The organism is Pseudomonas sp. NEEL19 (genome assembly GCF_028751975.1).
GTDB lineage: Bacteria > Pseudomonadota > Gammaproteobacteria > Pseudomonadales > Pseudomonadaceae > Aquipseudomonas > Aquipseudomonas juntendi.
Window position 1 is genome coordinate 2,678,061 of the sequence record NZ_CP081491.1, and the last position, 26,391, is coordinate 2,704,451.

Here is a 26,391-nt window from a genome sequence, read left to right on the forward strand (position 1 = left end):
GTTCGTTCACAAGGCCACCTCCGGCACCACGCCCGGTTCGGTCATCAGTTCGTGGTCCAGCGACAGCTTCTGCAGCAAACGGCGGGCGTCGTAGGGCGCATGGACCTTCTGGTCATTGTCGAAGTAACAGTACACGTCACGCGCCGCGCGCCGAGGTGGCGGCCCCGGCACGATCAGGCGCGCGTCGTCTGCCTGGCCGCCTTGGCTCCAGTGCAGGATGCGCTGTTTCCAGCGGCGTAACGCACGCGCGGTATAGCCGCTGCTATAGAGCTCCACGTCGCCGTGCAGGCGCATGTACACGAAGTCGGCGGTCACATCCTCGGCATGCGGCCACTTGCCGGCACTGTCTGCAACCACCAGCGCAACACGGTGCTTGCGCAGCAGCTTGATGAACGCCTCGCAAAGAAAGCTCTCATGGCGGACCTCCACCGCGTGGCGCAAACGCACATTACCGGTGATTGCAAGGCCGCCACTGTCCCGCAGCCGTTCGGCACAGCCCTGGGCGCATGCGCGCGCGGCTTTGCGGTCACGTGGCAGCAACTGCAAGAACCGGGCAAAACGCTCTTCGTCAAACTTCATGTTCGGTGGGAACTGCCACAGGAACGGCCCCAGCTTGTCGCCTAGCAGTAGCGGGCCAGAGGCGAAGAAGTTGGCCACTGGCTCCTCAACCTCCTTCAGGCGCCGCACATGGGTGATGTACCGTGGCCCCTTGACCGCGAAAACGAAGCCATCCGGCGTTTCATCACGCCAGCGCAGGTAGCGCTCTGGGGTTTGCAAGCTGTAGAACGAGCCGTTTATCTCGATGCTGTTCACGGCCCGCGAGGCGAACGCCAGTTCATCGTCCTGGCGCAGGCCCTTGGGGTAGAAGTCCTTGCGCCAGGGGCCATAGCGCCACCCGGAAATGCCGATGCGGATATCGCTCACGCTGTCGTCCTCATCACCGGTTCCTTGTTCGGTTACTGTGAAGATGCGACTGGCGCAGAGGGCCAAGGGTTCACCGCGTTTGACCAACGGGAGCGGCGACTGACAGGTTGAACTTTGCCGGCGCAGACGATTCCACCGGATAAGCGCCCAGGCGCGCAAGCCTAGGAATTGACCTGCCAACCCCGGAGGCAAACATGGCCAGACACATCATTCATTTCACCGGGCCGATCAATTCATCGACCTGTGGCAACCTGATCAATACCTGCTCAAAGGCGTTGCAGCAGGGCGCCGAGGTGCTGCAACTGAACATCGCTACCATGGGCGGCGAGTGCAGCTACGGCTTTACCTTGTACAACTTCCTGCGGGCGCTGCCGGTGCCGGTGCATACGCACAACCTGGGCACCGTCGAGTCCATGGGTAATATCCTGTTCCTGGCCGGGGAGTGGCGCACGGCATGCAGCTACAGCAAGTTCCTGTTCCACCCGTTTCACTGGACTTTGCATGGCTCGGTCGACCATTCACGCATGGCCGAATATGCGATGAGCCTGGATTATGACCTGCAGCTGTATGCGCAGATTGTGGCCGAGCGCACACAAGGTGCGCCCGAGGTGCTGGATGTGCCGCGCTACCTGATGGCGTACCCGCGGATTCTGGGGCCGCAGGAGGCTCTGCAAAGCGGCGTGATCCATGCCGTCGACGAGATGCCGATCACGCTGGACATGAACCAGTGGAGCGTGCACGCCTGAGGTTCATGCCGGCCGACCATCAGTAAGGCACCGTGCCGCTCAAGGTTTCGATGGCCTCCACCAGTTCGTCGTAGCCGACCGGCTTGTTCAGGTGCCGGTCGAAGCCGGACTGGCGTGACTTGTGCTGGTCTGCGCTGGCACCGTAGCCGGTGAGGGCAATGGCCGGGGTGTGGCGCAGATGGGCGTGGCTGCGCAGCGCCTTGATCAAGGCATGGCCATCCATCACCGGCATGCCGATGTCGGAGAGGATGATGTCGAACTCCTCACCGGAGGCCACCTCCAGCGCCTCGCGGGGGCGGCTGAAGGCGCGCACGCTGGCGTTTTCCATTTCCAGCAGCTCTTGCATGATCTCCAATACCTCGACCGAGTCATCCACCAGCAGCACACGCACGCCCTGCAGCCGGCCCTCCCTGGAATGTTCTGCAGGGTTGGCGCAAGGCGGCGACTGCACGTTGCACAGGGGCAGGCAAACGGAGAAGGTGCAGCCCAAGCCCAAGCCGGCCGAACTGGCCTGCACGGTACCGCCCTGGGCTTCGACCAACTGCCGTACCAACGAAAGGCCGATGCCCAGGCCTTCACGGTTCTGATTGGCCAGTTGGGGAGCCTGGCTGAATAGGTCGAAGATATGCTCCAGGCTGTCGGGGCTCAAGCCTACGCCCTGGTCAATCACCTGCAGGCGTGCCTGTTGATCGTCACGACTCAACACCAGGCGTATCTCACTGCCTGCCGGGCTGAATTTCAGGGCATTGTTCAGCAGGTTCCAGATGATCTGCTCCAGGCGCGTGACATCGCCTTCGATCATCACTGGCAAGCCGTCGGCAGGCAGCTCCAGGCGCACCAGACAGGGGTGTTGCTCAGCCACCACCACAGCGTGAATGCCGCGCAGGATGGCGCCAAGGTCTACCGGCTCGGTCTTGAGCTTGAGCTTGCCGGTACGGATGCGTGCCACATCCAGCAGGTCATCGATGATCCTGGCCTGGCTGCCAACCGCCTCGCAGATGGTGGCAACGGCCTTGCTGGCGTTGCCGATCTGCTTGATCGAGGGCAGGCGGCGGAGCATTTCCGCATTCAGCTGAATCAGGTTCAGTGGGTGCTTCAGTTCATGCGACATGATGGCGAAGAACTCGTCTTTCATGTGGCTGGTGGTTTGCGATTCCGCCAACTGCTTGCTCAAGCGTTCTTCGCCCAGGCGCACATGCTCTTCGGCAGCGTGGCTGCTGCTGATGTCGATGAAGGTCAGGACGGTGCCGTCGATTTTCTGCTCGCTGGAGCGGTAGGGCAGCAGGCGTGCCAGGTACCAGTGGTCGCGCTGGCCGCCAACTTCCCGCTCGATAACGGCCTCACCCTGGGCCACGGCGCGGGCATCATCAGCCATGGCCGGGTAGTCCAGGCGGTGCGTGATGTCGAGCAATGAGCGGCCGGTATCGACCGGTAAAATGTTGAACAGGTCGGCGGCGCGCGGCGTGAACCAGCGGATATGCAAGTTGCGGTCGACGAACACGGTGGCGATTTCGGTGCAGGCGATCAGGTTGCTCAGGTAGTCGTTGACCTTGTCGGTCTCTTCCACCTTGTTCTTCAACTCGTAGTTGACAGTAAGCAACTCCTCGTTGATGGATTGCAGCTCTTCCTTGCTGGTTTCCAGCTCTTCGCTGGCCGAGCGCAGCTCTTCGTTGATTGCCTGCATTTCTTCGTTGGAGGCCGTGAGTTCCTCGCTGGATACCTGCGACTGCTCGATGGTTTCCTGCAGCTGCAGGCGGGTACGCTGGAGTTCACGCTCCAGGTTATGCAGGACCATGCTGTCGGTCTGGCGGATGACGCCCGGCAGTGGCAGGGAAGGGTCGGGCGCCCGCTGCTCGAACACCACCAGCAGGCAATCGCCGTTGTGCACGTCGTCCTTGTAAGGCTGCACGGTGATTTCCACCTGCAACGGCTGTTGGCCATCGCCCAGGTCGACCGGCCGGGAGGTGACCGCTTCGGTGCCTTGGCGCGCCTGGAACAGCGTACTGCGCAGCGCCAGGCGCAGGCTCGGCAGCACCAGGCCGAGCAGATTGCGGCTGGGCTCGCCGCCGGCCAGTTGCAGGAAGCGCCCCACACCTTCGCTCATGTGCAGGATATTGCCGTCCACATCCGCGATCAGGCTGGCCGGCATGCGCATGGCCAGGGCGCGGTGGTGCAGCTCGGCATAGGAGGGCTTGCGCCCGGGCTTGGCCTTGGCCAACGGGTCCAATGGCAGGCTGGCGCCAGTGCTGCCAGGCACCTGCCGCTCGGCGCGGCGCCCGGCATTGCTGACGTCACGGGCGCGGAAGATACGGTTACGCTTGTCCACCGGCGCGAACAGTTCACCCACCACGTCGGCGGACTCGGACGAGCCCAGGAACAGATGGCCGCCAGGGCGCAAGGCAAAGTGGAACATCAACAGGATGTCGCGTTGCACTTCGCGGTCGAGGTAGATCAGTAGGTTGCGGCAGACAATGAGGTCAATTTGCGAAAAGGGTGGGTCCGACAGCAGGTTGTGGCGCGCGAACAACACTTTTTCGCGCACTTCCTTGCGCACCCGGTAATGCTGGTCTTCCTTGACGAAGAACTGGCGTAGCCGGCTGGGCGGCACATCGGTCACGATCGCTTCGGAGTACAAGCCGGTACGGGCGATGCCAATGGCACGCTCATCGAGGTCGGTGGCAAACACCTGGACCTTGCGGTTGCGCTGCTCCAGCGCAAGTTGCTCACAGATCAGCATGGCCAGGCTGTAGGCCTCTTCGCCGGTGGAGCAGCCGGCCGACCAGACGCGGATCTCGTCATGGCCGTCGACGGGGTCATGCTCGCTGGCCAGTTGCGGCAGCACGTGCCGCTCCAGGGCCTCGAAGGCTTCGCGGTCGCGGAAGAAATTGGTCACGCCGATCAGCATGTCTGCCAGCAACGCCGTGGACTCGGCGGGGTTCTGCTCGAGGTAGTGCAAGTAGCCGGCGAGGTTGCTTTGCCCGGTCACGTGCAGGCGGCGTTCAATGCGCCGCAGCACGGTGGCGCGCTTGTAGTGCTGGAAATCGTGCCCCGTGTTGCTGCGCAACTGCAGGAGGATCTCCTCCAGCAGCGGCTCGCTGGCCTGGGCGTCGCCTACACGGGTGCCCAGCGCCGGGGGCAGGGTGTCATCCTCGATTTCCGGCAACCTGACCTGGCGGGCGTTACGCCACAGCTCCAGCAGCTTTTGTGGCATCTCGGCCACGGGCAGCACCAGGTCGACCATGCCGGTTTCGATGGCAGCCCGGGGCATGCTGTCGTACTGGGCATCGTCCGGGGTCTGAACCAGGGTCACGCCGCCTTGCTCCTTGATCCGCGACAGCCCCACGGCACCGTCGGCGCCGGTGCCCGACAACACCACGCAGAATGCATGGTCCTTGTGCACGTCGGCCAGGTCGCGGAAGAACAGGTCAATGGCCACGTGGTCGCCACGGCGGCGATTGGCGGGGGTCACGCGCAGGTAGCCGTCATTGGTCGAGAGGCGATTGGCCGGGGAGATGACATACACATGGTTACGCTCGATCGGCACCGGCTCGGTGACTTGGCGCACGGGCATCTGCGTGGTGGCCTGGATGATCCGGTCGGCCACGCTCTGATGATCCGGCGACAAGTGCAGCACCACCACGAACGCCATGCCGCAGTCGCTTGGCATATGCCTAAACAGCGTGCAGATGGCCTCCAGGCCACCCGCGGAGGCACCGATGCCCACCACCGGAAAGTCCAAGTGGCTTGGGCTGAGTGCAGGGTTTTGCGGCGCGGCGGGTTGCTTGGGCGAGGACTTCATCGACGGAGCCTTGTACAAGAGCCTTACGGGCGGTGCGTGACTGTGCAGTCACGCTTGGATAGTGGGGCGATTATAGGCCGCTACCCTGCAGTTGTGACTGCTGCATGCGCGATAAAGTGCGACCCGCCTGCAAACGGGGCGCAAATAGTTGGCCTGCACGTGTTTCGGGCCACCGGTCAGCTGCCGTCAAAACGTGTGAGCCAAGCGGGCAATTGCAGGTTCGGAATCTGAACATGGCAACCTTGGGTGCGTGCACTGTATGAACGCACAGGTTGTGCAACTGCCTATTCATCGCAAGGAGAAACCACATGGCACAAGATCAGGAACGTACCCGCCAGCGCGGCGGAACCAAAGAAACCAATCCGGGCAATTTCGCCAACGACCGTGAGCGGGCATCGCGCGCTGGGCACAAAGGCGGCCAGGCGTCGGGCGGCAACTTCGCCAATGATCGCCAGCGGGCATCGGAAGCCGGACGCAAAGGTGGCCGGAACAGCCACGGCACCCGCAGCGAGTGAAGGTAATGCGCGAGCGGTAGTGTGCCTGTAGGCGTACACCGCTCGGGCGCCGCTGGTGCCTGTCGATCGATATTTTTTTGAATCTTCTGCTGCTGCCCCGATCAATCAGGGTGTCATCCATGGAGAAGAGGAGGCCCCTGCGATGCCTGCCCCACAGCTGTTCATCATCGATTATCAACTGCATGGTCAGCCGCGCAGTTTCATCATTCGCCTGGACCGCCTGGACAATGCCGAAGCCTGGCATTGGGCAAGTTGCGATGCGGGCATTGGGATCATCCCCAAATTTGGGCGGGAAAAGATCAGGAAGGTCAGCCGCCCGATGGCTGAACGGTATGGGATTACTGCGGTGAGCTGGCGCCTGTCGGGGAGCAAACCGAATCAGTCGGTGGGCGACCCTGCGGCCATTGTCTAGCGGCAGCGCAGGGGCTGCTGCGGTTCCCTCCGCCCGCAGATGGCCCCAGTTCCGAGTACCGATTTGCTGAGAAATGAGGGGAGCGGCCTGCAGCCGCTCCCCTCGCATGCTTCTCACAACTTTCGCGTTACAGCACCTTGTCGAGTGTGATCGGGAACTCCCTCACGCGTTTGCCGGTTGCGTGGTAGATGGCGTTCGCCACTGCGGCAGCCACGCCGACCACGCCGATTTCGCCCACACCCTTGGACCCCAGCTCATTGACGACATCGTCGTGCTCTTCAACGAAGAGCACGTCGATGTCACCACAGTCCGCGTTCACCGGGATGTGATACTCCGCAAGGTTGTGATTGACGATGCGACCCAGGCCATGGTCGGTCAATGCCTCTTCGTGCAGTGCCATGCCGATACCCCATACCACGCCGCCCAGGATCTGGCTGCGAGCCGTTTTCGGGTTGACCACGCGGCCCGCCGCCACGGCGCTGACCACTCGGGTGACCTTGATCATGCCTAGGTCTTCGTCGACCTGGACCTCGACGAACACCGCCGAGTGGGTAGCCGTGGAAAACGGTTGGCGCCTTGCACCAGGCTCAGCGTCGATTTGCACTTCGAACTCCGCGCCGGGGGCACTGGCGACGATATCTGCCAAGGCCACGCGAAAACTACCCGCGTGCAGGTAACCATCCGCGAAGACGATGTCCTCCCGCGCTGCGCTCGCCACTTGCGGATGCACCTTGCGGGCATGCTCCAGCACCTTGGTACGCAACACCTGGCAAGCCTGGCGCACGGCCGACCCTACCGACGATACCGTGAACGACCCGCCCTGCAGGGGCGCAGCGGGCAGAGACGAGTCACCGAGCACGAAGGTGACATCCTCCACGCTGACGCCCGCAGCGTCCGCTGCAATCTGGGTCATGACGGTGTAGGTGCCGGTGCCGATATCGGTGGTGGCGCTGCTGACAGTGAGGTGGCCTTGGGCATCCAGGCGCGCTTTCGCGCTGGCCTTCATTTGCATGGCCTCCCAGACGCCGCCCGCCATTCCCCAACCGACCAATTGGTTGCCAGTGCGCATGCTGCGCGGTTTCGGGTTGCGGTGCTGCCAACCGAAACGCTCACTGCCTTGCTGGTAGCACGCCAGCAGTTCCTTGCTGGAGTAGGGCTTGCCCTCGTTGCCGTTGTTGGCGGCAAAATTACGCCGGCGCAGCTCTACCGGGTCGATATCAGCGGCACAGGCAAGCTCATCCATCGCGCACTCAAGCGCGACCACGCCTGAACCGGCCCCAGGGGCACGCATGTCCAGGGGCGTGTACACATCCAGCGAGGCCAGGCGGTAGTTGAGTTCAACGTTGTCGCACTGGTAGAGCATGCCGCTCCATTCTACCAGGTGCTCGGTGAAGTCTTCGAAGCGCGAGGTCTGCCCCAGCCCATCGTGACCGACAGCCAGCAAGCGCCCATCTGCATCTGCCCCCAGGCGCAAACGCTGCTCGGTGCGGGGCCGGTAGCCGAACGTGAACATTTGCTGGCGCGTGAGGGTGACGCGCACAGAGCGCTGAAGATGCAGCGCCGCCATCACTGCCAGGGGCAGCTGGTACTGCGGGCGCAGGCCCGAGCCGAAGGCACCGCCGACGAAGGCTGCGTGCACACGGATCTGGGCCTTCGACAGGCCGAATACCTTGTGCAGGTAGTCCTGGCAGTTCTGCGTGCCTTGGGTCTTGTCATGAATTTCCAGGCTGCCGTCGGGCTTGTAGTGCACGGTGGAGGCGTGGGGCTCCATCGGGTTGTGGTGCTCGTTGGCAGTCAGGTAGGTGGCATCGACCTGCACGGGTGCCCCAGCGAAACTGCCAGCGAAGTCGCCACGCGGGGCCGGTGTTTCTGCCGGCGCCACATGCGACGCCTTGGTGGCGCCCAGGTCTGTCTCGTGAGGTTCCTCGGCGTATTCGATCCGGATCAATGAGCCTGCATACCGGGCCACCTCCAGGGTGTGCGCCACCACCAACGCCAGGGGTTGCCCGCTATACAGCACTCGATCGTTGAACAGGGGCCGAAAGGGCGCGCCCTCAGCTGCATCGGCGTCGCTGTAGTCATCGTCATAACTGGAAATATGCGGACGATGCCCATGGTCGAGCACCGCGACAACGCCGGGTACGCCCAGCGCCTCGGTAGCGTCGATGCGCAGTACACGGCCGCGGGCGATGGTACTGGACACCACGCTGCCGTGGAGCAGGCCGTCTTTTGGGTATTCGCCCGCATAGCGTGCCTGGCCGGTGACTTTAGCCACCCCATCCACGCGGTCCAATGGGGTACCGACTACAGATTTGCTGTTGACCATGGTCATGCCCCCCCACCAGCGGCACTGTGCGCCGCGTCAGCCAATGCACGCACGATTGCACGCTGCGCCAGTGTTACCTTGAAACCATTGTGGGTCAGCGGCTGCGCGCCCTGAAGCAGCGCCTGCGCGGCCTTATCGAACAGCGCCTCGGAAGGCACCTGGCCAACCAGCAGGCTTTCCACACCCGGGTCGCGCCATGGTTTGTGCGCTACACCGCCCAGCGCCAGGCGGGCGTGCTGAATTACATCGCCATCCAAGCGCAAGGCCGCAGCGACCGACACCAGCGCAAACGCGTAGGAGGCTCGGTCTCGAATTTTCAGGTAGCGGTAATGCTGTTCGAACAGCGGTGGCGGCAGCTCTACGGCCGTTACCAGTTCATCGGCTGCCAGCTGGTTATCACGCTCCGGATTGTTCTCCGGCAGGCGATGGAAATCTGCGAACGGGATCTGGCGTTTGCCAGCCGGTCCCTCTACGTGCACCACGGCTTCGAGTGCTGCCAGTGCTACGCACATGTCGGACGGATGAGTGGCCACACAGGCCTCACTGGCGCCAAGAATGGCGTGTATGCGGTTGCGGCCGCTACGAGCAGGGCATCCGCTGCCGGGTTCACGTTTGTTGCAGGGGGTGCCGGTATCGTAGAAGTAGTAACAGCGTGTACGCTGGAGCAAGTTGCCCCCGGTACTGGCCATGTTTCTCAACTGCGGTGAAGCGCCCGCCAGGATAGCCTGTGACAGCAACGGGTATTGTTGCTCGATCATCGGGTGCCAGGCCAGGTCGGCATTACTGACCAGGGCACCGATCATGACGCCACCGTTGGCAGTGGGGTGCAGCCCATCCAGCGCCAAGCCTGAGATATCGATCAGGCGCTCGGGGCGGACCACATTTTCCTTCATCAGGTCGACCAGGTTGGTGCCCCCGGCGATGAAGCGCGCGCTGTCGCCAGCCAGGCTCACGGCTTCGCTGACTGACGCAGGCTTGTGGTAACTGAAGGGCATCATGGCTTCGCCCCCCGTTGTGGTTGATCCGGGTGTGCCATCAGCGGCTGGGCTTCTTCGATCGCGGCGACGATGTTGCCATAGGCACCACAGCGGCAAAGGTTGCCGCTCATCTGCTCGCGAATGGCCTCACGGCCGTCGGCTCGCCCTTCACGCACAAGCCCGACGGCAGAGCAGATCTGCCCAGGTGTGCAGTACCCGCACTGAAACGCATCGTGGGTGATGAAGGCCCGTTGCATAGGGTGCAGCGCGTCGCCGCTGGCCAGCCCCTCAATGGTCACCAAGTCTGCGCCGTCGCACATGATGGCCAAGGTCAGGCAAGCATTGACGCGCTTGCCGTCGCGCAACACCGTGCAGGCGCCGCATTGGCCGTGGTCGCAGCCTTTTTTGGTACCTACCAGGTCCAGCTGTTCACGCAACAGGTCGAGCAGAGTGGTCCACGGGTGGACTGCCAGTGTTCGTGGCTGACCATTGAGGGTCAGGTAGATGGGGTTTTCTGCAGCCCCATTGGAAGAGAGCGCGCTCATGGAAGGTCCTCACGGTCAGGGTTCACGCAGTTGGCTGCGTCTTTGTTGTGCGACCCGGGAGGTTGCAGAAACGTTCCACCGGTTTGCCAGGCGTGGAAAGGTGGCTGCGGGTATGGCGGGACGCGTGCAGGCGTTATGGTGGTGAGCCGCGGGACTGAGAGCGAAGCTCAGGGCTGCTGGCCGGTAGCCAAGAAGGGATAAGCGGGCGAGGGCACGAACCGTGGCTGACGTATTTGCGGGGAAGGGCCAGTATATTGGTGAACTACAACGTTAACTCAACTAAATGGATATTTAGCGTAGTTATTATTGAAGGGTATGAAACTATCATTGCAAAAAAGGGTAGTCGCTTCAAGGCAGCGTTACGGCCTCCACTTTACGGAATGTGCTCAGGGGCATCTTGTGCTGTGGATTTGGACCTGTTTGGTTGACGGTACCGGTAGATGTCGATGCCTTGATTGAGCGCAAATGATTGAAGCCTTGTCGCTAGGGTATTTGGGGACGACGCTGCAAATCGCCGGTCCGGGGCTGGGAATCTCGTGGACATTGCACTATGTGCGCGGATTATTGGGCTGCAATGGACTTGTTCGAAAACCGCATTTTGCTGCATAAGCGCTGTGCACAGAGATTCCGTGGAGCCTGCGGGATGCGGGTACTGAGTCCACTGGCGTAGCGCAGACCTCCAACGTAAAGCATGAAATCCGCAGATGGGTTCTGGGTGGTTCGGACTCAAAGGCATGGATACTTCTGTATTGATGAGCGTGTCAGGTACAGCGGAGATCCAGGGCGTTGCGTGTTGCTGAGGTTTTGGTTTACGAGCAGACGCTTGAACATCGTGCTTTAGCCAGAAGCATGCTCGGCCAATACGTAATACGGGGTTGGGGAATGCCGCGCGGAGCGATACGCCGGAGATTTGAGATCAGCGGGTTGTTGAGCTCGATATCGAAGCGCTGCAGATGCTTGGTCGCAGACGCCTGATGCGCGTGGATGAGCTTCAAGGGCAGCGTGTTGCTTCGGATCTGCCCATCCAAGGCTTTAGTGTGCTTATGTGATGCTGCGCATAATGCATATTATGTTAAATACAGGGTGTTTTGTAAGCGTTGCATTTCCACCCACCGGCTAACCCTAGCACCGTTTTTGATGCTCGCTGTCTATGGCGGAGGCGACGCTGTCATCCTGTTCGGTATCAATCAGGGCGATATTCCCAACGCGCGAGACAACCGAAGTACTTCTGCACTGCGTGAAGCCCGGAGACTCTTCTATGTCGGCGTCACGCGCCCTCGTAGAGAGTTGTGCCTCGTGTATCAGGGGAACAATCAATCGCCCTGGGTTGATGAGCTATATCGGCGCAGTCTGAGTGGTTTATCCGCCTCGCTCGCTTACATCTTGCTGACTCAAGATCTGACCATTAAGAGAAGTATCAAAGCCCAGAAGTCATTGGTGGCCATCAGAAAACACAATCAGCGCTTTTTGGGCGGCGCCGCTCTTGCGTTCGGCCTCGATCGTTTGCCGCAACTGCTGCTCCGGGTTTCAACGGTAGATCGGCAGACCGCCACCGCCTGCTGACGATGCTGGGCGGCATCCCGGTGATGCTTGATCCTCAACTGCCGCGAGCGGCTCTCTCTCGGTGAGTAACACCTGCCGCTGTTCGGACAGCGCTTGTTCGGCTGCGCCCTGGGCCAAGTGGATCGCCTGTTGCCACGACTGCCCATTCGAACCGTATCCATATCCTCACTACAGCCGGCGAGCTCGATCATCTCAGCAATCAGCGCCCGCTCGACCTGCAGCTTGGAGTGCCTCCGGACCAGATGGCAGAAGGATGATACAGGTGCACTCCCCCATCAACCCGGATCGCCCGCGGAGCCCTTCCTGCGCCAGCTCAATCGATCGTCCTTGTCGAGAACAAATAGGCCAGACCAGATCGCCAACCAGAACTGTACCGTTACCAGCCACGGAAGGCTCATCACCCAGCCGACTATTTTGGCCATTGGCCGCCACCAGGGTGCCGAGCCAGATAGCTGACCGCCTGAAGAGTAGCGCCCAATATAAGAATATGTTCCAAACCAGCGCCAGAAAATTCCGAGTTCCTGCTTAGCAAAGTGGATGGCATCGAGATTCCAGTAGCTCCCCCAATTCTCCTTCCACTGTGAATTTTGCGCCCAGGTCTGGGTAAGCGTCTGCGTCAAAGGATCTGAAATCCTTTCAAGCCGCCCATCCTCGAACTCGACGCTGCAGAGCCGGAATCCGACCGTATCCAGTGAAAATCGGATGGCGTGTTGGTTAACGTCAATGGGCTCGCATATGGGGAGATTGACCAAGCTGTAAATGATCGGTGTGGCATCCACATCGAAGATCGTGATGCTTTCCTGGTACCGCACATCCATGCCCTTGGCTTCAAATACCCCCTTGAAGCATTTGACCACATGCTTCCTCGCACGGAACGCAATTTTCGACACCTGCGGCAATGGGTCGGTCGATTGGGCAATGCGCAGCGTATATTCCAGATCTTCGCCAAGCAGCTCCCAATATGCGCCTAACCCGTACTGGTTCGACCATCTTCGGTGGGACACCAGGTAGGTTTTGTAGAACAGCACTTTTTCGATCCTCCTCCAAGCCCACCCAACCAATATTCCAGCAAGCCCCCAAGGGATAGATACCGCCATCACCGCTCATCCTCATGTCATCGTCAGTTGTTCCGACGCGTCAACCATCCCCCGGAAAAGTCTCATTCTTGGCAAATCACACAGCCAAATGCACCTACCTCTGCACAGGCAGCAAAGAACGAGGACAGCAACCAATACAGCTGCACAAAGTAGGGGTCGGCATTACCTCCCGCCTGAATACTTTTGAAGGCATCACTGACGGCCGCTTTGCTGAGGGATGAGGTGACAATGGCGACTCGCTTCATGGTATGCGGGGCGTCGCGGCAAAGGTTCATGCCGGCGACAGCGGCTGCTGCATCGCCCTTGCAGAACCGACTGATATTCGTGGTTGTACTGTCATTTTTGTAGGGCTTTCGCCATTTGCGGTACTTCGATCGCATTTTAGCTGCTGGGAGTCCGAGGTTTCCCAGGTTCTTGATAGCTTGACTGACCGAAATATGGAACGGGCTTGCTCCCAAAGAGAGAGCACCGTGCTTGGCATGATAGAACGTGATGCGGGGCGCTCCCGGATCAGTCTTTAAGCCAATGAAATCAGCCCATTCGTCGCCCAGGTCATCACAGACGACGATGTCGTCCTCAGCGGCGATCGTTGCCAAAATCACTCCAAACGTGGAGTCTGAGTCGAATGCGACCTGGGTTGCCTTGAAGTCCCCTTTCTCATCCGTAACCTTAGCAAGCTCTTTATCTTTGAACAGGTATCCGAGGAACGAAGCCCCACCATTGGTCAGCGAATCATCCTGGTACAGGCTGCCATCGATGTACGCGAATTGGGGCGCATCAAAAAGAACGATGAATGTGTCAGTACGATCAATGAATCTTCTCAGGGGAATACGGTCGGCATCTGTGCCTACAGGCAGATCTGCCCTTTCCACGGCCACATCTTTGATCGCGGGCAAGTCCAACTGCTTGAACGAGATCCGAGATTTGTTTACGACGATTTCACCGACCTCAGCGCCGCTTACCGGATCCTTGAGAAGAAGCTTGGTCTTCGTCTTCCCCACCAAGAACACAGTACTCAACTCCTGCAGAACCTCTTCGGTTTCCAGCCGGTTCAGTTCCCGATGACCCACTCCATCTGGCTTGACGAACCTAATCTCGTTGAGCTCAAAAATGGCGTCCTGCAGGAGTGCCGTGTCTACCCCAAGCTGATTGGGCACCGCCTTGAGTTGCGACAGCTCCATGGGTCGAGCGAATGCACTCAGGAAGCCAGCAGACGCCACTTCGCCCTTCAGCTTGATTTGATCAATGATTTCGCAGGCGAACCTCACTAGCTGCTCATACCCCGAACGGTCTGAGCGCTGTGAGATGCGGCCAGTACGAGGAGTCGTCGAGTAACGCTCCCCATCTTGCAGGAAGCTATATCCCAATGGCGCGAAGCGGCCGGATGACGCCATACCTACAGCATTCCGTAAATCCGGGGCTTCGAGGGTTTTGCTGCGCAGCGCCAGTCGTGACGTCGTCATATGACGCAACCGTACGCGGTCAAATACAGCGTCTTCAGAGGTGAGCCCGTTATCAATACTCTGCGCGCTCATCCTCACCAGGTGCGTTTTGACAAAATCCGAGGGCAGATCGAGCTGCGATTTGAACACCGCGACATGGTCTTCGTACTCCACAATCAGCAAGTATCCGCTCACCCTCTCCATAATCGACGTGGAGCCAGCCAGGAACGCCGGCTTACGATCAAACTGAAAGCAGAGCGCAGACCAGTAGGCATTCCCGTATGGCTCGCGGTTGTAGCTAAAATGGTTATTGGATGGCGCAATCTGGCCTGCCCGGACCGTCCGAAACACGGCAGAGATGGCCTTGGCAGTAATGGAGCGGTGTTGCTTATAGAAGTAGCAAGACTTACTAGCTTGGAGCTCATTGATCATAACCGCATCCTTACCCATGATCGCCAGGTAAGCTGACCCGGCCACAGCCTGGCAAAAGATAGCCCAACGCCATCATTGGCGTCTACTAAACTTTAGGATTGAGCCCGACCCTCTTTTGTCCCGCCGCGGTGCATGCCAACGGCTGACTCAAAAGTGCGCAACTCCCTAGGCAGATCCCCTTGGTCGTGACGTTATAAAAGCAGATGCCCGCGAACGGAGGTCGGGCATCTAATGAGCAAACGATTTCAAACAGGCGTTGCTCACGATTATCATCTCCCTTGGCAGTTTGCTCGCCAACCTAGTCTCGTCGGCGCTCACTAGCACAACGCTGCCCTTGCCGCGTGAACCTGAAAAACCGATCAGCTTTAAACGCCGGTGCTCCCCAATCGAAATGCAGCACGTTCCATAAGGGCTAAACGAATGCAAAGGATTTCATACGTCAGATCTGTCATAGTCCCGCGTAGACCGGCTGACAAATCAGAAGCTACTGTTTCGCCCTCTTCATTTTCTAACTCGTTCTGAAAGCGACTGAACGCACGACTGAGAGAACCTGCTACGTCGATAAGTACATCATCTGCGGTATCTTCTAGCTTCGTCGCTATGCACTCCATACTGCGTCTGCATCGCTCCATCATGCTGGTTACAAACACAAGCTCTTTGGCATTCATCTCACGTCCTGATTCTGCGCAAGCTGCCGACATAGCTCCAATGGCCTCCAAAGCCTCATCGTAGAGCCTTAAGTCTTCATCGATTATCGGAGAGTACGGTACGCTATCTTTCCATTTGTCAGCGAAGGTAACGTCGGGAAATAACGAAACTATGAAAGTCATGCCCATAGGAGCTAAGCGTCCATTGATTACCGCTCCGTAGCTAACGGTTGCTTGGGGCGATAGTGCAGCTGCCACTGCGGAGAAAGACTCCTCCGTGGTTAACCAATCAAAAAGCGCCTCAACCTTCAATAGAACGGCAAACTCAGCATCTGGCCATTGAGCACCACTGCTTTCGGGCTGATTACGCGAATACACTTCAACGTTCAATCCTTTGTCCGCCATAGCGAGCCGTATCTGTTCTCGCCGAGCGGATGTCAATGACTCAGCCCTTTGGCACGCATCTTCCGCAGCTCGACGTAGAATGGAGTGGCGACGACTCGTGGTACGAAAACGACTTGCAAACACAAGGCGTTGATCCGGATTCATAGCAGTGTCGGCAAGTACGGCGCGTATCTGCCGAAGCGTCTCGGCTATTTGAACCAACATTTCCAGGGGAGGCTCGCTGGTCATGCGCCATAACTCTGGGCGATGTAATAACTCCGCTTCGCGCACCAAGCTAGCTGTCCGGGCAGCCATAAGGTTCGGCTTTTCCGAAACACCGTCAGTGAGCTCAGTCATCAGCCGCTGCAGACCTGTAACGAAGTCATGGAGTTTGTCACTATCACTCAACTTACCTGCTGATAAAGGTCCGGTGAGCGATTCATTGATACTCGGAGGTTGAATGAACGTGGTGAGCCAGTCCCGAATCTGCAGAAGCATTTTCCACTTCGCTCCCGGAGTTTCCATCCGACAGTAGAAATCCCCCGCCTCCCTCAGCTTGACTCCAAGCTCATTGACAGCGACGGCTAACTCCGTAGTTCGCTGGGTTTCGGTCGGCGCAGCAACCAAACGATTGATCGCTCGAATTTCAGCCTGGTTCCAGGCAATACGTGCAGGAGCAATCACTGCATGCCGCGGCATACGTTTGGAGTTCTGAGAGTGTTCACCATATCCAACAGGACGGCCGTCGCTGAAGATCGCGTCTGCGATGAGGAGCTCAGCATCAGGTACCACAGCGCTCATGGCCGTGCAAAGGCGTACGACTTCCTCGTTCAGATCTAACTGAACCTCTGGGTGAACGAAACGGACGTACCCAGTAACACTTAGCATGCCGTCGGACTCTCCGATTTCGGGTCGAGTTACCCAAGGGCTTTCATTGTACAAACGACTAATGAGAGCGGTCGTACCCCCGGACATCTCGACAACGGTTCGCGCAGCATCTAAATCTACTTCTCTTAGCGTGATGAGAAGAGCTAGAAGATCTTCCAGGGGCGCTTCAGACAAGTCACCACTTGGAATGCACCTGATAGACGGCGGTGATTTGCAACCGGCAATTGGCAACAGCGTAGCGGCGAGCTCAGCTGTCTCGCTAACACTTAGTTGGGTAGGCCAAGCGTCTGTCGCCATCTCGATCAAAATGCTACGAAGATCGGCGACATTTACTTTCGAGAAGGAGGCGTGCGCTATCTTCGGTTTGGCGAACAACGGTTCGTCGGAGAAATCCACACTCGCAAGAGCAAACATAAAAGTGAACCCGCTTAAGCGGTCATCAATATCTGCTGAGCGAGAAATTTCCAACCATTTTTCTGCAACTCGATCCGCGGTTGCGAGTCCGAGGCCATGAAGAACTGGCGTCCAGCAGCGCCCTTCTTCTGTCTTTAGCCGAGCAGCGAGCCCCCCCAACATTGCTTTTTCCTCTTCAGGCCATCGTCGCAAGACCCGAACGATGAAAGCCGCGAAGGTATCGCTCGCAAGGGTTTCAGCTGCTGCTGTAACTGCCCGACTTCGAGCTTCACCGAGAAGCTCTCGGATGGCTCCGTCCAGATATGTCGAACGAATCTCATGCAACCCTGCAAGCGCCCCGTCAGGCCTGGCACGCACCGCATGCTCATCGACCAGTCGCTGAAGCAGCTTTGCAAAGCGAGGCTCATCCATTCCAGAAAGTATTCGAAGCCGAACTGGATCTATAGCTGCCCCTTGAGCAGCAGCAAAGGAAATGGTCCTTAGAATCATCAGCTCATCGTCCCGGTCTTCGGCAAGACGACGACGTACCTGCTCACGAATCGTCTCCTCAAGACGCTCCCCAGCAGTTAGCAAGTGGGTGTACTCGAGAAGCAGACCGTTACTTAGTTCAAATGGCTCTTGCCAGTGACTGAAAGCTACTGAGCCGGACGTTTGCAGAGCTTTCCAGATTCCGTATGCCAGACTCTCATCGAGCTTGGGTCGGATCGTCGGCGTACGAGCTGCGGATGACAGAAGAAAGATGTCCTCTTCTCTCACCGTTCCGATGGCAAGTAGACTTGCTTGGGCCTCCACCTCCCGAACGAGCGCGTCCCATCCCGCCGTCTCCTGACGGCCCACATCGTCAACGACAAAACCGACTGGGCGCTCAGGGCTCGCTTCTAGTAGTTTGGCGAGCTGAACGAGCTTTGCTACATCGGCGACCTGCAGCTCCCGAATGCGATACCAGCGCACGGCATGACGTGTATGGTGAGCCGACAACCAGGCAAGTGCTGACTTCCCCGCTCCGGAAGGACCCGCAACCAAAGCAAATCGCTTTGTCTCAAGGCTGGTTAAAATGTCCGCCATCAATTCCGGTCGAGCAAACACTAGACCAGCCCCGACGTGCCCCGGTGCCACGTTGACACCTCGGTAGAAGCCCCCAGCCGGCATAGGTTCGCTGAAATTTGCAGTCTCTGCGAGACCAGCTATCAGATCAACGTAGCCGATAGGATCAATGACCCCTTGAACCCCATCGATAAGTATCTGCACGTCGCTGCGGTCCAATGTTTCTGGCTTCTCGCTCGATGCTAGATAGTTAGAATCAGATGCTTTCCCAGCCTGCTCGCGAAGTTGTTGCAGCACCAGCCGCACACCCGCAGGCGGTAGTGATGTGCTGGTGAGAGCAGCGCAGCCGCGTTCTAGCGGGTCGGGCTCAATCACCAGATGGGTGCGTGCCAGTAAAGCCTCGACCAAATCATCGTCGGGTTGCCCTAAGGCCTCTGCCAAAAGCTTTTCGAATTTCGTCAGATCTTGGTCACTTTCGGCAAGTGTGACTATCCAACCTGTAGGTTGAATACCCTCAAGCGGTCGCTCTAGCACCAGTGCTAATCTCACCCGATTGGATTCACGCCAATCGTGAGGTAGATCCTTAGCACTCTTGGCGAGGTGTTTTGCCGTCTCGGCTTGGGAAAAGACACCCTGAGGATCATGCCTGGCCTTGAGCTGGGCTCTAAACTCAAGCTCAGGTCCGTGCAAGGTAAGGTCGTCGACACCTTCCGGAATGAGCCGCGTCCAAGTGGCTTCACCGCGCCACGCCACTGAGGCGAGCCAAGCGGCCACCGCGTCCTGATATCGGAAACCCCGACCGGCCCGTGCACCTGATCGGGTCATACTCCAAAGCTCAGGATCAATTAACAACTGCCGAGTTAACCCAGTAAATTCCATTTTTTGGCGTCTCTTTCAATTATGTTGCTGAGCTTAATTGAGTTTGCTTCAAAGGTGAAAAACGGGTCTCCGGCTTCATTGGATCGATCGACATGTAACAAATTATTTGCAACAGAGCGCGGATTTGGGCGAGCAACACAGCTTTATCATTGTAGGCGACGAATTAAACTCACAAATCTAGGAAAACCGGGTGCCTAAGGCATGAACTGTAAACGCAACACCCAGCGAAACGACCTACTCTGTTAAATTTCTTATTGTAGAACCTGAAACTTCACTCAACTGCGCCGATCATAGCCCAGTTTAGTCTTCTCCTCTCAGACCGATGGTTGCTCGACAATCGGCACCATCGCGTAATCCAGCACCCAACTCAGCCGCAAGCCTCACTATCATTGATCCCTGTGCCTAGCGGCCTAAAGCTGATTCCATATCCGTCTGTATCCTTCGGCGTCTGAAATTTACATCCATGCGCTGTCATCCTCGGCCGTGTTCTGGCGGCTCTTCTATACATCTTGGGCCACGATCAAGGCCGGCGCCACGGCTCGGTACCCTAGCCCCCTCACTAGAGGCATTTGAAATGCGGCTCCTCGGGATCAACTTCCTCGGCAAGCAACGCCAACGGCCCGAGTTCAACGCAAGACACTAGAAGATCGTGTGCCCAGTGCTGAGACGGTTACCTGATTGAACCTCTCTAGCTTCAAAGCCGACGAGCCCGACGATCAAAAGGCAGGATCAAGTCAGGACTGCGAGCATGCACCACCGGTGAAATCCAGACCAAGGAGAACCAAGCTCGGCATGGCTGACGTAAATCAAGCCTGACTTCGTCGGGGTCTTGGCTCCGAGACTGCCACGCTCATATCTGCGCCAAGATTGCAACCGCCCTCCCCGGCATTAATGGCAGCTTGAGATGCCGTGTTTCGGTGACTGCATCCGCCGAGAGATATTGCGCTTAGCGGGGAACTCACCGGTGTGCTCCTCGGCCCGTGCAATTGCCGCTACCCGCACGCGCACAGAGCCGTTAGTGATCTTCATTGGCCAGTGGCACGAAGGGCAAGGGTATCTTTCCGGCAAGCACCTAATGGCGTTCAAGTGGGCCGTATAGGTCTTCCACGAAAAGTTCGAGAGGCTGAAACGACATGCGAAGTGGCTCGCTTGAAAGCCCAATGAGTACATTTGTACTCCTTGGTGATACCGCTCCGGATTATGGCCTACGAAGACCAGCACCGAGATCTCTTGTGCCGTCATCGCACACCCGTCCGTAGGATCTTAGGCAAGCGGTTCTCCACGCGATCCAGTTCAGTGATTTTGTCAGTAAGCTCGCTTCGTCTGTTCCGCTTGGCCGGCCCTGAAAAATCCGTAAGAATGTCATTTGGCCATTATCCACAGTATGGAACACTCATATGCCACGGAAACGAAAAGGGAGCGGCGGCGGGCCGATCGCTCTATATGCCCTGTTATTCGTCGTTGCCCTCTTGGCCCAAGTTCCCAAACAGGTGTGGATTGCCCTCGGGGTGATCCTGGGAATAGGCGTACTGGTATGGGCACTCAGACGCGCTACTCAAGCAAAGCCTGACGTTCCTGAATATGATATTCCTGCTCAGACTGTTGCGTCCTCTCCACAAACACCCGCTGTAACCGCCCAGTTCAGCGCCAGCACTCACGAGCGAGGCTTCCATACCGTTCAGGTTGGCTCGACCAGAGATAGTCAGACCTACGCCATCCCAAAGCCAAGCGCGAAGCCCATGGGAGTCCGTTGGCTGGCTGAAAATGATTCCATCAACGTGGCTGGCTTGGCCATCCCCGGCGGACTGCTCTACATCACCGAGCGAGCGACACAATTCGGCCAATCTGAACCGTCCCTGATCGATGCCACGCTTCGTGTCGCGCGCTCACCGATGAACCTCACCGAGCGACAGATGCCCTACTGGCCGAGCTACCGGAGCATCACGCCCGAGGCGCGGCGAGCGTACCTGCAATGGTTGGCAGGAGGTCGTCGCCAGCCTGCTGATGCGGGTTACGTGTTCCTGTTTTTCTATGGGCTTGAACGCCGCACGCTGATCGATGCACCAAGCGACCCTCAGGCCATGGCTGAAATCCCGGCCATCAAGGCCGAAGTCAAGCGTTTACTTGGCCTTTACGGCGACAACAATTCCTTCCGCGGATACGCCACTCGCTTCCTCGCTCATGTCGATGCGGGTTCTGTTCAACCTCAGAGCTACATGAGTGAACCCACCGCCAGCGCCGCAGATGGGTATGAGCTGCCCATGTCCCTACGCGTTGCGCTGGGACAGATGGCCGTGGACAAGTATCCGCTTAATCCGAGCTGGGCATTGGCCTGGGCGCTTGCGGAGCCAAACATTCCCAGGCGCACTCCCGTGACCAGGTGCCCGGAGCAATTCGCAGCACTCTTTAAAAACGAATTCGCGAAGCGCTACCCCAACGGCATTGTGCTTCCTCAGAACAAGACCAAGCTGAAGATTGCCTATCGCCCTGCTTCGGCCGGGTTGAGCATCCCGGCAGTGGCCTTAGGTGACCTTCCTGATGTCGCGGCGACTTCAGGAACGCGTAACAAGCTGCAGGTCATTGTAGAGGACTGCACCACCGTACTCGATGCTTACAGTCGGTATCTGGGGCGCAATCCAGACGCCGAGGATAGCCTGGAAGCCATCCTCCAGTTGCCAACCGAACTCTGGCCTGCTGATGCGAAATCGGAACTCGAACAGTTGGAGCAACGCGTCGGGGGCGAAACCCTCTGCATGAGTTTCGGTGAGCTGGCAGGCCGATTCAAATCCGCCGGCGCCCTCTCTCGCGACAAAGTCGTAGCACTAGCCCGCGCTCTGGAAAGCAAGCGAATTGGACTGGAGCCCGATGTCCTTTCCGGCAGCCGTACGCCCAAGGCAGAAGACACCATCGCGCTGTTCGCCTCGGACTCTGACGAAGGCACGCTTCGCGCTACGGATGCCTACAGCGCCGCAGCAGTGACGTTAGACCTGGCCAGTGCAGTCGCAGCTGCAGACGGTGACACCTCGCTTGAGGAAATCAGCCTACTATCTGGGCACATTGACTCGTGGGATCACCTTTGCGTCGCGCATCGCAAACGCCTGAAAGCGCACCTCCAAATTCAGCTGAAGCAACCGCCCACGCTGGCCAGTCTCAAGAAGAAGCTTGAACCCTTGACCCTCGAGGCCAAACGAAAAATTGCCAGCTTCCTGGCCCATTTGGCACATGCGGATGGCGAGGTGACGCCGCAGGAAGTGAAGCTGCTTGAACGCGTTTACAAAACGCTCGCCCTCGATCCGCAGTGCGTCTATAGCGATCTCCATAGTGCAGCCGTTCGCCCCTCCCAGGTTGTGGAGGCAATGACTTCGACCGCCACGTTGGCGACTGCGGCCGAAGCTTCAGAAGGCATTGGTTCAGGCTTCGCACTGGACATGGGCAAGGTCGCTCGTTTGCAACAAGAAACGGCAGAGGTGTCGGCGCTTCTGGCCAGCGTCTTCAATGAAGAGTCTCCCACCGAAACATCTGGCGCCTTGGAACCAGAAGCGCCCCAAGAACAGGAAGGCAGCAGCGCCGAACAGCTTGCTACCGTTCATGGTTTGGACGTCGAGCATTCTGCGTTCCTCCGCCTGTTGGTTTCTCGGACTGAATGGAGCCGCGCTGAGCTGGAAGACGCAGCCAGCGATATGGAACTGATGCTGGATGGCGCCCTGGAACGGATCAACGACACAGCGTTTGAGCTGTTCGACATGCCCGTGACTGAAGGCGATGATCCCATCGAAATCAACCCCGAAATTCTGGATGAATTAGCCCTATGAGTAAAATACGAGCCAAGGATCGCGACGCGGTCATTCAATCGCTGCGTGCGGGTGTTGTGCCCCGTGTAGGGCAGCACCTTATCCAGGTAGGTCGGGCGGGTGAACTCGACTCACTGCTCAAGGATGTGGATCGTCTCGCGGATGGCGGCTCCGCATTCCGCGTCGTCGTTGGCGAGTATGGCGCGGGTAAAACCTTCTTCCTCAACCTGGTTCGCGGCATCGCAATGGAGCGCAAGCTCGTCACCATGCACGCCGATTTGAATCCTGATCGTCGTCTTCATGCATCCGGCGGTCAGGCGCGCTCCCTTTACTCCGAACTGGCCAAGAACATGGCCACGCGCACCAAACCCGATGGCGGAGCGCTCCAGGGTATCGTTGAGAAATTCATCTCACAGGCTAAAACGGAAGCCAAGGCCAAAGGTGTTGAGAGCGAGGTGGTCATTCGTGAGTACCTGGCGGAGCTCACCGAGATGGTCAACGGATATGACTTTGCCGACGTCATTGCTGCCTATTGCCGCGGTTTCGAGGAAGGCGATGAGCAGCTCAAAGCTGATGCCATCCGCTGGCTGCGTGGGGAATTCTCCACCAAGACCGACGCCCGGGCTGCGCTCGGTGTGCGTACGATCGTCGACGATGCCTCCGTCTACGACCAGTTGAAATTGCTGTCCAGGTTTGTGCGCCTGGCCGGCTTCGGCGGCTTGATGGTCTGCCTGGATGAATTGGTCAACCTGTACAAGCTGGCAAACACCCAGGCCCGCAACGCCAACTACGAACAGATTCTGCGCATACTCAATGATTCGCTGCAGGGGTCGGCTGAAGGCCTGGGCTTTGTCTTGGGAGGCACACCAGAGTTTCTGATGGACACGCGCCGGGGACTCTACAGCTACCCTGCCCTGCAATCGCGCCTCGCGGAAAACAGCTTTGCGAAGTCTGGCCTGGTTGACCTTTCTGGGCCTGTCATTCGGCTCAGCAGCCTGACCCCTGAAGACTTCTACGTGCTGCTGCAGAAGCTGCGCAATGTCTATGCCTTCGGCGAACCTGAGAAGTTCTTGCTGCCGGACGAAGCCATCCCAGCGTTTATGGCGCATTGCAACCAGCGCTTGGGCGAGGCCTATTTCCGGACGCCGCGCACGACCATTACGGCTTTCATCAACCTGCTTGCGGTGATCGAGCAGAACCCTACAGCGGACTGGCGTACCTTGCTGGGCGCCGTGGAGCTGACCAAGGATGAGGCTGGCCAACAGGATCTTGAAGTTGAGGCCGACGATGAGCTCGCCAGCTTCAAGCTCTGACTCTTGTTCGTTTGAGCGTCTTCATCCCGAGGTTCAGCAGTGGGTCTGGTCACAGGGATGGACATCGCTACGTGATGCCCAGGAGTGGGCGGTACCGGCGTTGGTGGGCGCTGATCGCGATGTGATCATTGCGGCGTCCACCGCGGCAGGCAAAACGGAGGCTGCATTCCTCCCTATCCTGACCAACCTCCTCAACGATCGAGAGCCCGCCGGCGCGGTGCTGTATATCAGCCCACTCAAGGCACTGATCAATGACCAATGGGACAGGCTCAGTCGGCTGTGCGATCGGCTAGAGCTGCCCGTCGTTGCCTGGCATGGTGATGTGGCAGCAAGTAAGAAACAACGGTTCCTGAAATCGCCTGAGGGCATCCTGCTGATCACGCCGGAGTCCCTCGAAGCCCTCTTCGTAAACAGGGGCTCGAGTTTACCTGGGGCTTTTCAGAACCTGCGCTACATCGTAGTCGATGAGCTCCATGCCTTCATTGGCAGCGAGCGCGGTAAGCAATTGCAATCGCTTATGGAACGGGTTGAGATCGTTGTGGGCAGGGCCCTGCCTCGGGTAGGGCTTTCTGCAACGCTTGGCGAGATGTCACTGGCCCGAAAGTTCCTGAGGCCTGTTCGCCCTGATGACATCACCGTCATCGAGTCGAAATCTTCTGGCCAGGAGCTCCAGGTGCAGGTACGCGGCTACATCGAACAGCCGATGCAACAGGTGGTGGCGCAAGACCCTGGGAAAGCGTCAACAGATGAAAACGCCGAGCAGGAGGATACTTCTGGTACCAAGGTGGCAATTGCCAGCCACCTGTACAAGGTGTTGAGGGGGCACAATAACCTGATCTTCCCCAACAGTCGCCAGGAGGTTGAATGGTTTGCCGATCGTCTGCGCTCACTGTGCGAGAACGATGGAGTGCCCAACGAGTTCTGGCCGCACCACGGTAGCCTGTCCAAGGAGCTGCGTCAGGATGCCGAGCGCGCGTTGAAGGCCGGAGACCCTCCAGCTTCTGCCGTATGCACTACAACCCTTGAGCTGGGTATCGACATCGGTAACATCAGGACGGTCGCACAGATCGGCTCCCCACCCTCCGTGGCCAGTCTCAGGCAACGGCTTGGCCGCTCAGGTCGTCGACCCGGTGAGCCTGCCATGCTGAGGGTGTACTGCCGAGAGCGCCCCTTAACGGATCATTCCGACCTCTCCGATCAGTTGCGTGAAGGCCTTGTCCAAACGGTCGCCATGATCCGCTTGCTGATCAGTGGTTGGTTTGAGCCGCCTCGCTCGGGCGGCTTGCACGCCTCTACACTGGTGCAGCAGTGCTTGTCCTCGATTGCTCAGCTCGGCGGTGCCTCGGCGGCGCAACTATGGGGAAATCTCATAGCAAGCGGCAGTTTTGCAAGCGTCACCAAGCCGGATTTCCTGTCTTTGCTCAAGGGTATGGGTGAGAAGGAGTTGATCGTGCAGGACAGTTCCGGACTCCTGTTGCCAGGTGAGCTCGGGGAGCGGTTGATCAACCACTATGAGTTCTACACCGCCTTCACGAGTGATGAAGAGTTTCGTTTGCTGAGGGATGGCAAACCACTTGGCTCGCTGCCCGTCAGCAAACCCCTGATCAAGGGGCAACGCATCATTTTTGGCGGCAAACGCTGGCAGGTTCAGGATGTCGATCTTGAAGCGAAGGTGATCGTGGTCACACCGGCGCGGGGCGGCGAGCCTCCTCAGTTTGATGGGCTTGGTGCCCGGGTAGATGATCGTGTCAGGCTTGAGATGCGAAACGTGTTGATGGAAACCACATCCTGTCCCTTCCTGGACAAACACGCTCAAGCGCTCCTAGACGAGGCTCGGAGTAACTTCCGCGCTATCGGGTTGGGTGACGCAGCGATAATTGGCTCTGCCAGCGTAAGCCATGTGGCAACCTGGCGAGGGGATTACACTAACGATGCGCTGGCCTTGTTGTTCAGGCATGTGGGCATTCAGTGTGAAAACACCGGGCTATTCCTGGAAGTTGCATTCGGCGCGGAGGACACATTGCGAGCGTTGCGCGTGGTCGGTCAAATGGATATCTCGAACGTAGAGCCGATCTTGGAAAATGTCGAAAATATGATCCGAGAGAAATGGGATTGGGCCCTTCCCCGCTCGCTCCTCATGAAGTCGTTTGCCTCAAGCCATCTTGATTTCCAGGCTGCGGTTTTAACAGCGCGAATTCTTTGCGAGGATGCGTAGGGAGGGGCGATCGGCGCGGTTGAGCCCGGCCCGTTCCG

15 protein-coding genes and 1 pseudogene are annotated in these 26,391 nt (G+C 58.5%); 7 read left to right on the plus strand and 9 right to left on the minus strand.

Going from position 1 to position 26,391, the window contains the following annotated elements; translation table 11 throughout:
* Positions 1-6: 6 nt before the first annotated feature.
* Positions 7-924: a DUF72 domain-containing protein gene (locus K4A76_RS11860; protein WP_054913141.1), complete on the minus strand. Its 918-nt coding sequence runs from the start codon at positions 922-924 to the stop codon at positions 7-9.
* A gap of 194 nt (positions 925-1,118) precedes the next feature.
* On the opposite strand from K4A76_RS11860, the gene K4A76_RS11865 reads away from it, so the two are divergent.
* Positions 1,119-1,670, plus strand: coding sequence for an ATP-dependent Clp protease proteolytic subunit (locus tag K4A76_RS11865; RefSeq protein WP_182389831.1), 552 nt, complete (start codon positions 1,119-1,121; stop codon positions 1,668-1,670).
* Positions 1,671-1,689: 19 nt separating this feature from the next.
* On the opposite strand, the gene K4A76_RS11870 is transcribed toward K4A76_RS11865, so the two are convergent.
* A complete protein-coding gene (locus tag K4A76_RS11870; protein ID WP_274410301.1) occupies positions 1,690-5,469 on the minus strand; it encodes a CheR family methyltransferase in 3,780 nt (1,259 codons plus the stop codon).
* A 308-nt stretch (positions 5,470-5,777) separates the two neighbouring features.
* Here K4A76_RS11870 and K4A76_RS11875 point away from each other — a divergent pair, with 308 nt between their 5' ends.
* Positions 5,778-5,984 carry a general stress protein gene (locus K4A76_RS11875; RefSeq protein WP_212623916.1) on the plus strand — a complete coding sequence of 69 codons (207 nt, stop codon included), beginning with the start codon at positions 5,778-5,780 and terminating at the stop codon, positions 5,982-5,984.
* 142 nt (positions 5,985-6,126) lie between these two features.
* Positions 6,127-6,396 carry a DUF6555 family protein gene (locus tag K4A76_RS11880; RefSeq protein WP_029886814.1) on the plus strand — a complete coding sequence of 90 codons (270 nt, stop codon included), beginning with the start codon at positions 6,127-6,129 and terminating at the stop codon, positions 6,394-6,396.
* A 127-nt stretch (positions 6,397-6,523) separates the two neighbouring features.
* Here the strand turns inward: K4A76_RS11880 and K4A76_RS11885 are convergent, their stop codons facing one another.
* The 3 genes from K4A76_RS11885 to K4A76_RS11895 are packed head-to-tail and all read right to left on the minus strand — an operon-like array spanning position 6,524 to position 10,244.
* Positions 6,524-8,722: a xanthine dehydrogenase family protein molybdopterin-binding subunit gene (locus tag K4A76_RS11885; protein ID WP_110676501.1), complete on the minus strand. Its 2,199-nt coding sequence runs from the start codon at positions 8,720-8,722 to the stop codon at positions 6,524-6,526.
* A 2-nt stretch (positions 8,723-8,724) separates the two neighbouring features.
* Positions 8,725-9,720, minus strand: a complete 996-nt coding sequence (locus K4A76_RS11890; protein ID WP_110676355.1) for an FAD binding domain-containing protein — start codon at positions 9,718-9,720, stop codon at positions 8,725-8,727.
* On the minus strand, positions 9,717-10,244 hold the full coding sequence (locus K4A76_RS11895; protein ID WP_274410302.1) for a (2Fe-2S)-binding protein: 528 nt from the start codon (positions 10,242-10,244) through the stop codon (positions 9,717-9,719). The genes K4A76_RS11890 and K4A76_RS11895 overlap by 4 nt, the downstream gene beginning before the upstream one ends.
* A gap of 1,137 nt (positions 10,245-11,381) precedes the next feature.
* Between K4A76_RS11895 and K4A76_RS11900 the strand changes: the two genes are divergently transcribed.
* Positions 11,382-11,807, plus strand: coding sequence for a 3'-5' exonuclease (locus tag K4A76_RS11900; protein WP_274410303.1), 426 nt, complete (start codon positions 11,382-11,384; stop codon positions 11,805-11,807).
* Here the strand turns inward: K4A76_RS11900 and K4A76_RS11905 are convergent.
* From K4A76_RS11905 to K4A76_RS11920, 4 genes and pseudogenes are all read right to left on the minus strand, one after another.
* A pseudogene (locus K4A76_RS11905) lies at positions 11,765-11,942 on the minus strand (DNA-binding protein); the annotation flags it as partial. The gene K4A76_RS11900 and the pseudogene K4A76_RS11905 overlap by 43 nt on opposite strands.
* Before the next feature lie 140 nt (positions 11,943-12,082).
* Entirely contained in the window at positions 12,083-12,904 is an 822-nt protein-coding gene (locus K4A76_RS11910) for a hypothetical protein (protein WP_274410304.1), read from the minus strand.
* A 62-nt stretch (positions 12,905-12,966) separates the two neighbouring features.
* On the minus strand, positions 12,967-14,778 hold the full coding sequence (locus K4A76_RS11915; RefSeq protein ID WP_274410305.1) for a hypothetical protein: 1,812 nt from the start codon (positions 14,776-14,778) through the stop codon (positions 12,967-12,969).
* 365 nt (positions 14,779-15,143) lie between these two features.
* On the minus strand, positions 15,144-19,034 hold the full coding sequence (locus tag K4A76_RS11920) for a hypothetical protein (protein ID WP_274410306.1): 3,891 nt from the start codon (positions 19,032-19,034) through the stop codon (positions 15,144-15,146).
* Between the two features lie 1,397 nt (positions 19,035-20,431).
* On the opposite strand from K4A76_RS11920, the gene K4A76_RS11925 reads away from it, so the two are divergent.
* The 3 genes from K4A76_RS11925 to K4A76_RS11935 are packed head-to-tail and all read left to right on the plus strand — an operon-like array spanning position 20,432 to position 26,353.
* Positions 20,432-22,846: a tellurite resistance TerB family protein gene (locus K4A76_RS11925; protein WP_274410307.1), complete on the plus strand. Its 2,415-nt coding sequence runs from the start codon at positions 20,432-20,434 to the stop codon at positions 22,844-22,846.
* On the plus strand, positions 22,843-24,138 hold the full coding sequence (locus K4A76_RS11930; protein WP_274410308.1) for an ATP-binding protein: 1,296 nt from the start codon (positions 22,843-22,845) through the stop codon (positions 24,136-24,138). Before K4A76_RS11925 ends, K4A76_RS11930 begins: the two co-directional genes overlap by 4 nt.
* Positions 24,113-26,353, plus strand: coding sequence for a DEAD/DEAH box helicase (locus K4A76_RS11935; protein WP_274410309.1), 2,241 nt, complete (start codon positions 24,113-24,115; stop codon positions 26,351-26,353). The genes K4A76_RS11930 and K4A76_RS11935 overlap by 26 nt, the downstream gene beginning before the upstream one ends.
* The last annotated feature ends 38 nt before the right edge of the window (positions 26,354-26,391 follow it).

What these genes read in the sequence shown, in the direction of transcription:
- K4A76_RS11865 (WP_182389831.1), top strand. Translation starts at nt 1,119, where the DNA reads ATGGCCAGACACATCATTCATTTCACCGGGCCGATCAATTCATCGACC.
- K4A76_RS11870 (WP_274410301.1), bottom strand. Translation starts at nt 5,469, where the DNA reads ATGAAGTCCTCGCCCAAGCAACCCGCCGCGCCGCAAAACCCTGCACTC.
- K4A76_RS11875 (WP_212623916.1), top strand. Translation starts at nt 5,778, where the DNA reads ATGGCACAAGATCAGGAACGTACCCGCCAGCGCGGCGGAACCAAAGAA.
- K4A76_RS11880 (WP_029886814.1), top strand. Translation starts at nt 6,127, where the DNA reads ATGCCTGCCCCACAGCTGTTCATCATCGATTATCAACTGCATGGTCAG.
- K4A76_RS11885 (WP_110676501.1), bottom strand. Translation starts at nt 8,722, where the DNA reads ATGGTCAACAGCAAATCTGTAGTCGGTACCCCATTGGACCGCGTGGAT.
- K4A76_RS11890 (WP_110676355.1), bottom strand. Translation starts at nt 9,720, where the DNA reads ATGATGCCCTTCAGTTACCACAAGCCTGCGTCAGTCAGCGAAGCCGTG.
- K4A76_RS11895 (WP_274410302.1), bottom strand. Translation starts at nt 10,244, where the DNA reads ATGAGCGCGCTCTCTTCCAATGGGGCTGCAGAAAACCCCATCTACCTG.
- K4A76_RS11900 (WP_274410303.1), top strand. Translation starts at nt 11,382, where the DNA reads ATGCTCGCTGTCTATGGCGGAGGCGACGCTGTCATCCTGTTCGGTATC.
- K4A76_RS11910 (WP_274410304.1), bottom strand. Translation starts at nt 12,904, where the DNA reads ATGGCGGTATCTATCCCTTGGGGGCTTGCTGGAATATTGGTTGGGTGG.
- K4A76_RS11915 (WP_274410305.1), bottom strand. Translation starts at nt 14,778, where the DNA reads ATGATCAATGAGCTCCAAGCTAGTAAGTCTTGCTACTTCTATAAGCAA.
- K4A76_RS11920 (WP_274410306.1), bottom strand. Translation starts at nt 19,034, where the DNA reads ATGGAATTTACTGGGTTAACTCGGCAGTTGTTAATTGATCCTGAGCTT.
- K4A76_RS11925 (WP_274410307.1), top strand. Translation starts at nt 20,432, where the DNA reads ATGCCACGGAAACGAAAAGGGAGCGGCGGCGGGCCGATCGCTCTATAT.
- K4A76_RS11930 (WP_274410308.1), top strand. Translation starts at nt 22,843, where the DNA reads ATGAGTAAAATACGAGCCAAGGATCGCGACGCGGTCATTCAATCGCTG.
- K4A76_RS11935 (WP_274410309.1), top strand. Translation starts at nt 24,113, where the DNA reads ATGAGCTCGCCAGCTTCAAGCTCTGACTCTTGTTCGTTTGAGCGTCTT.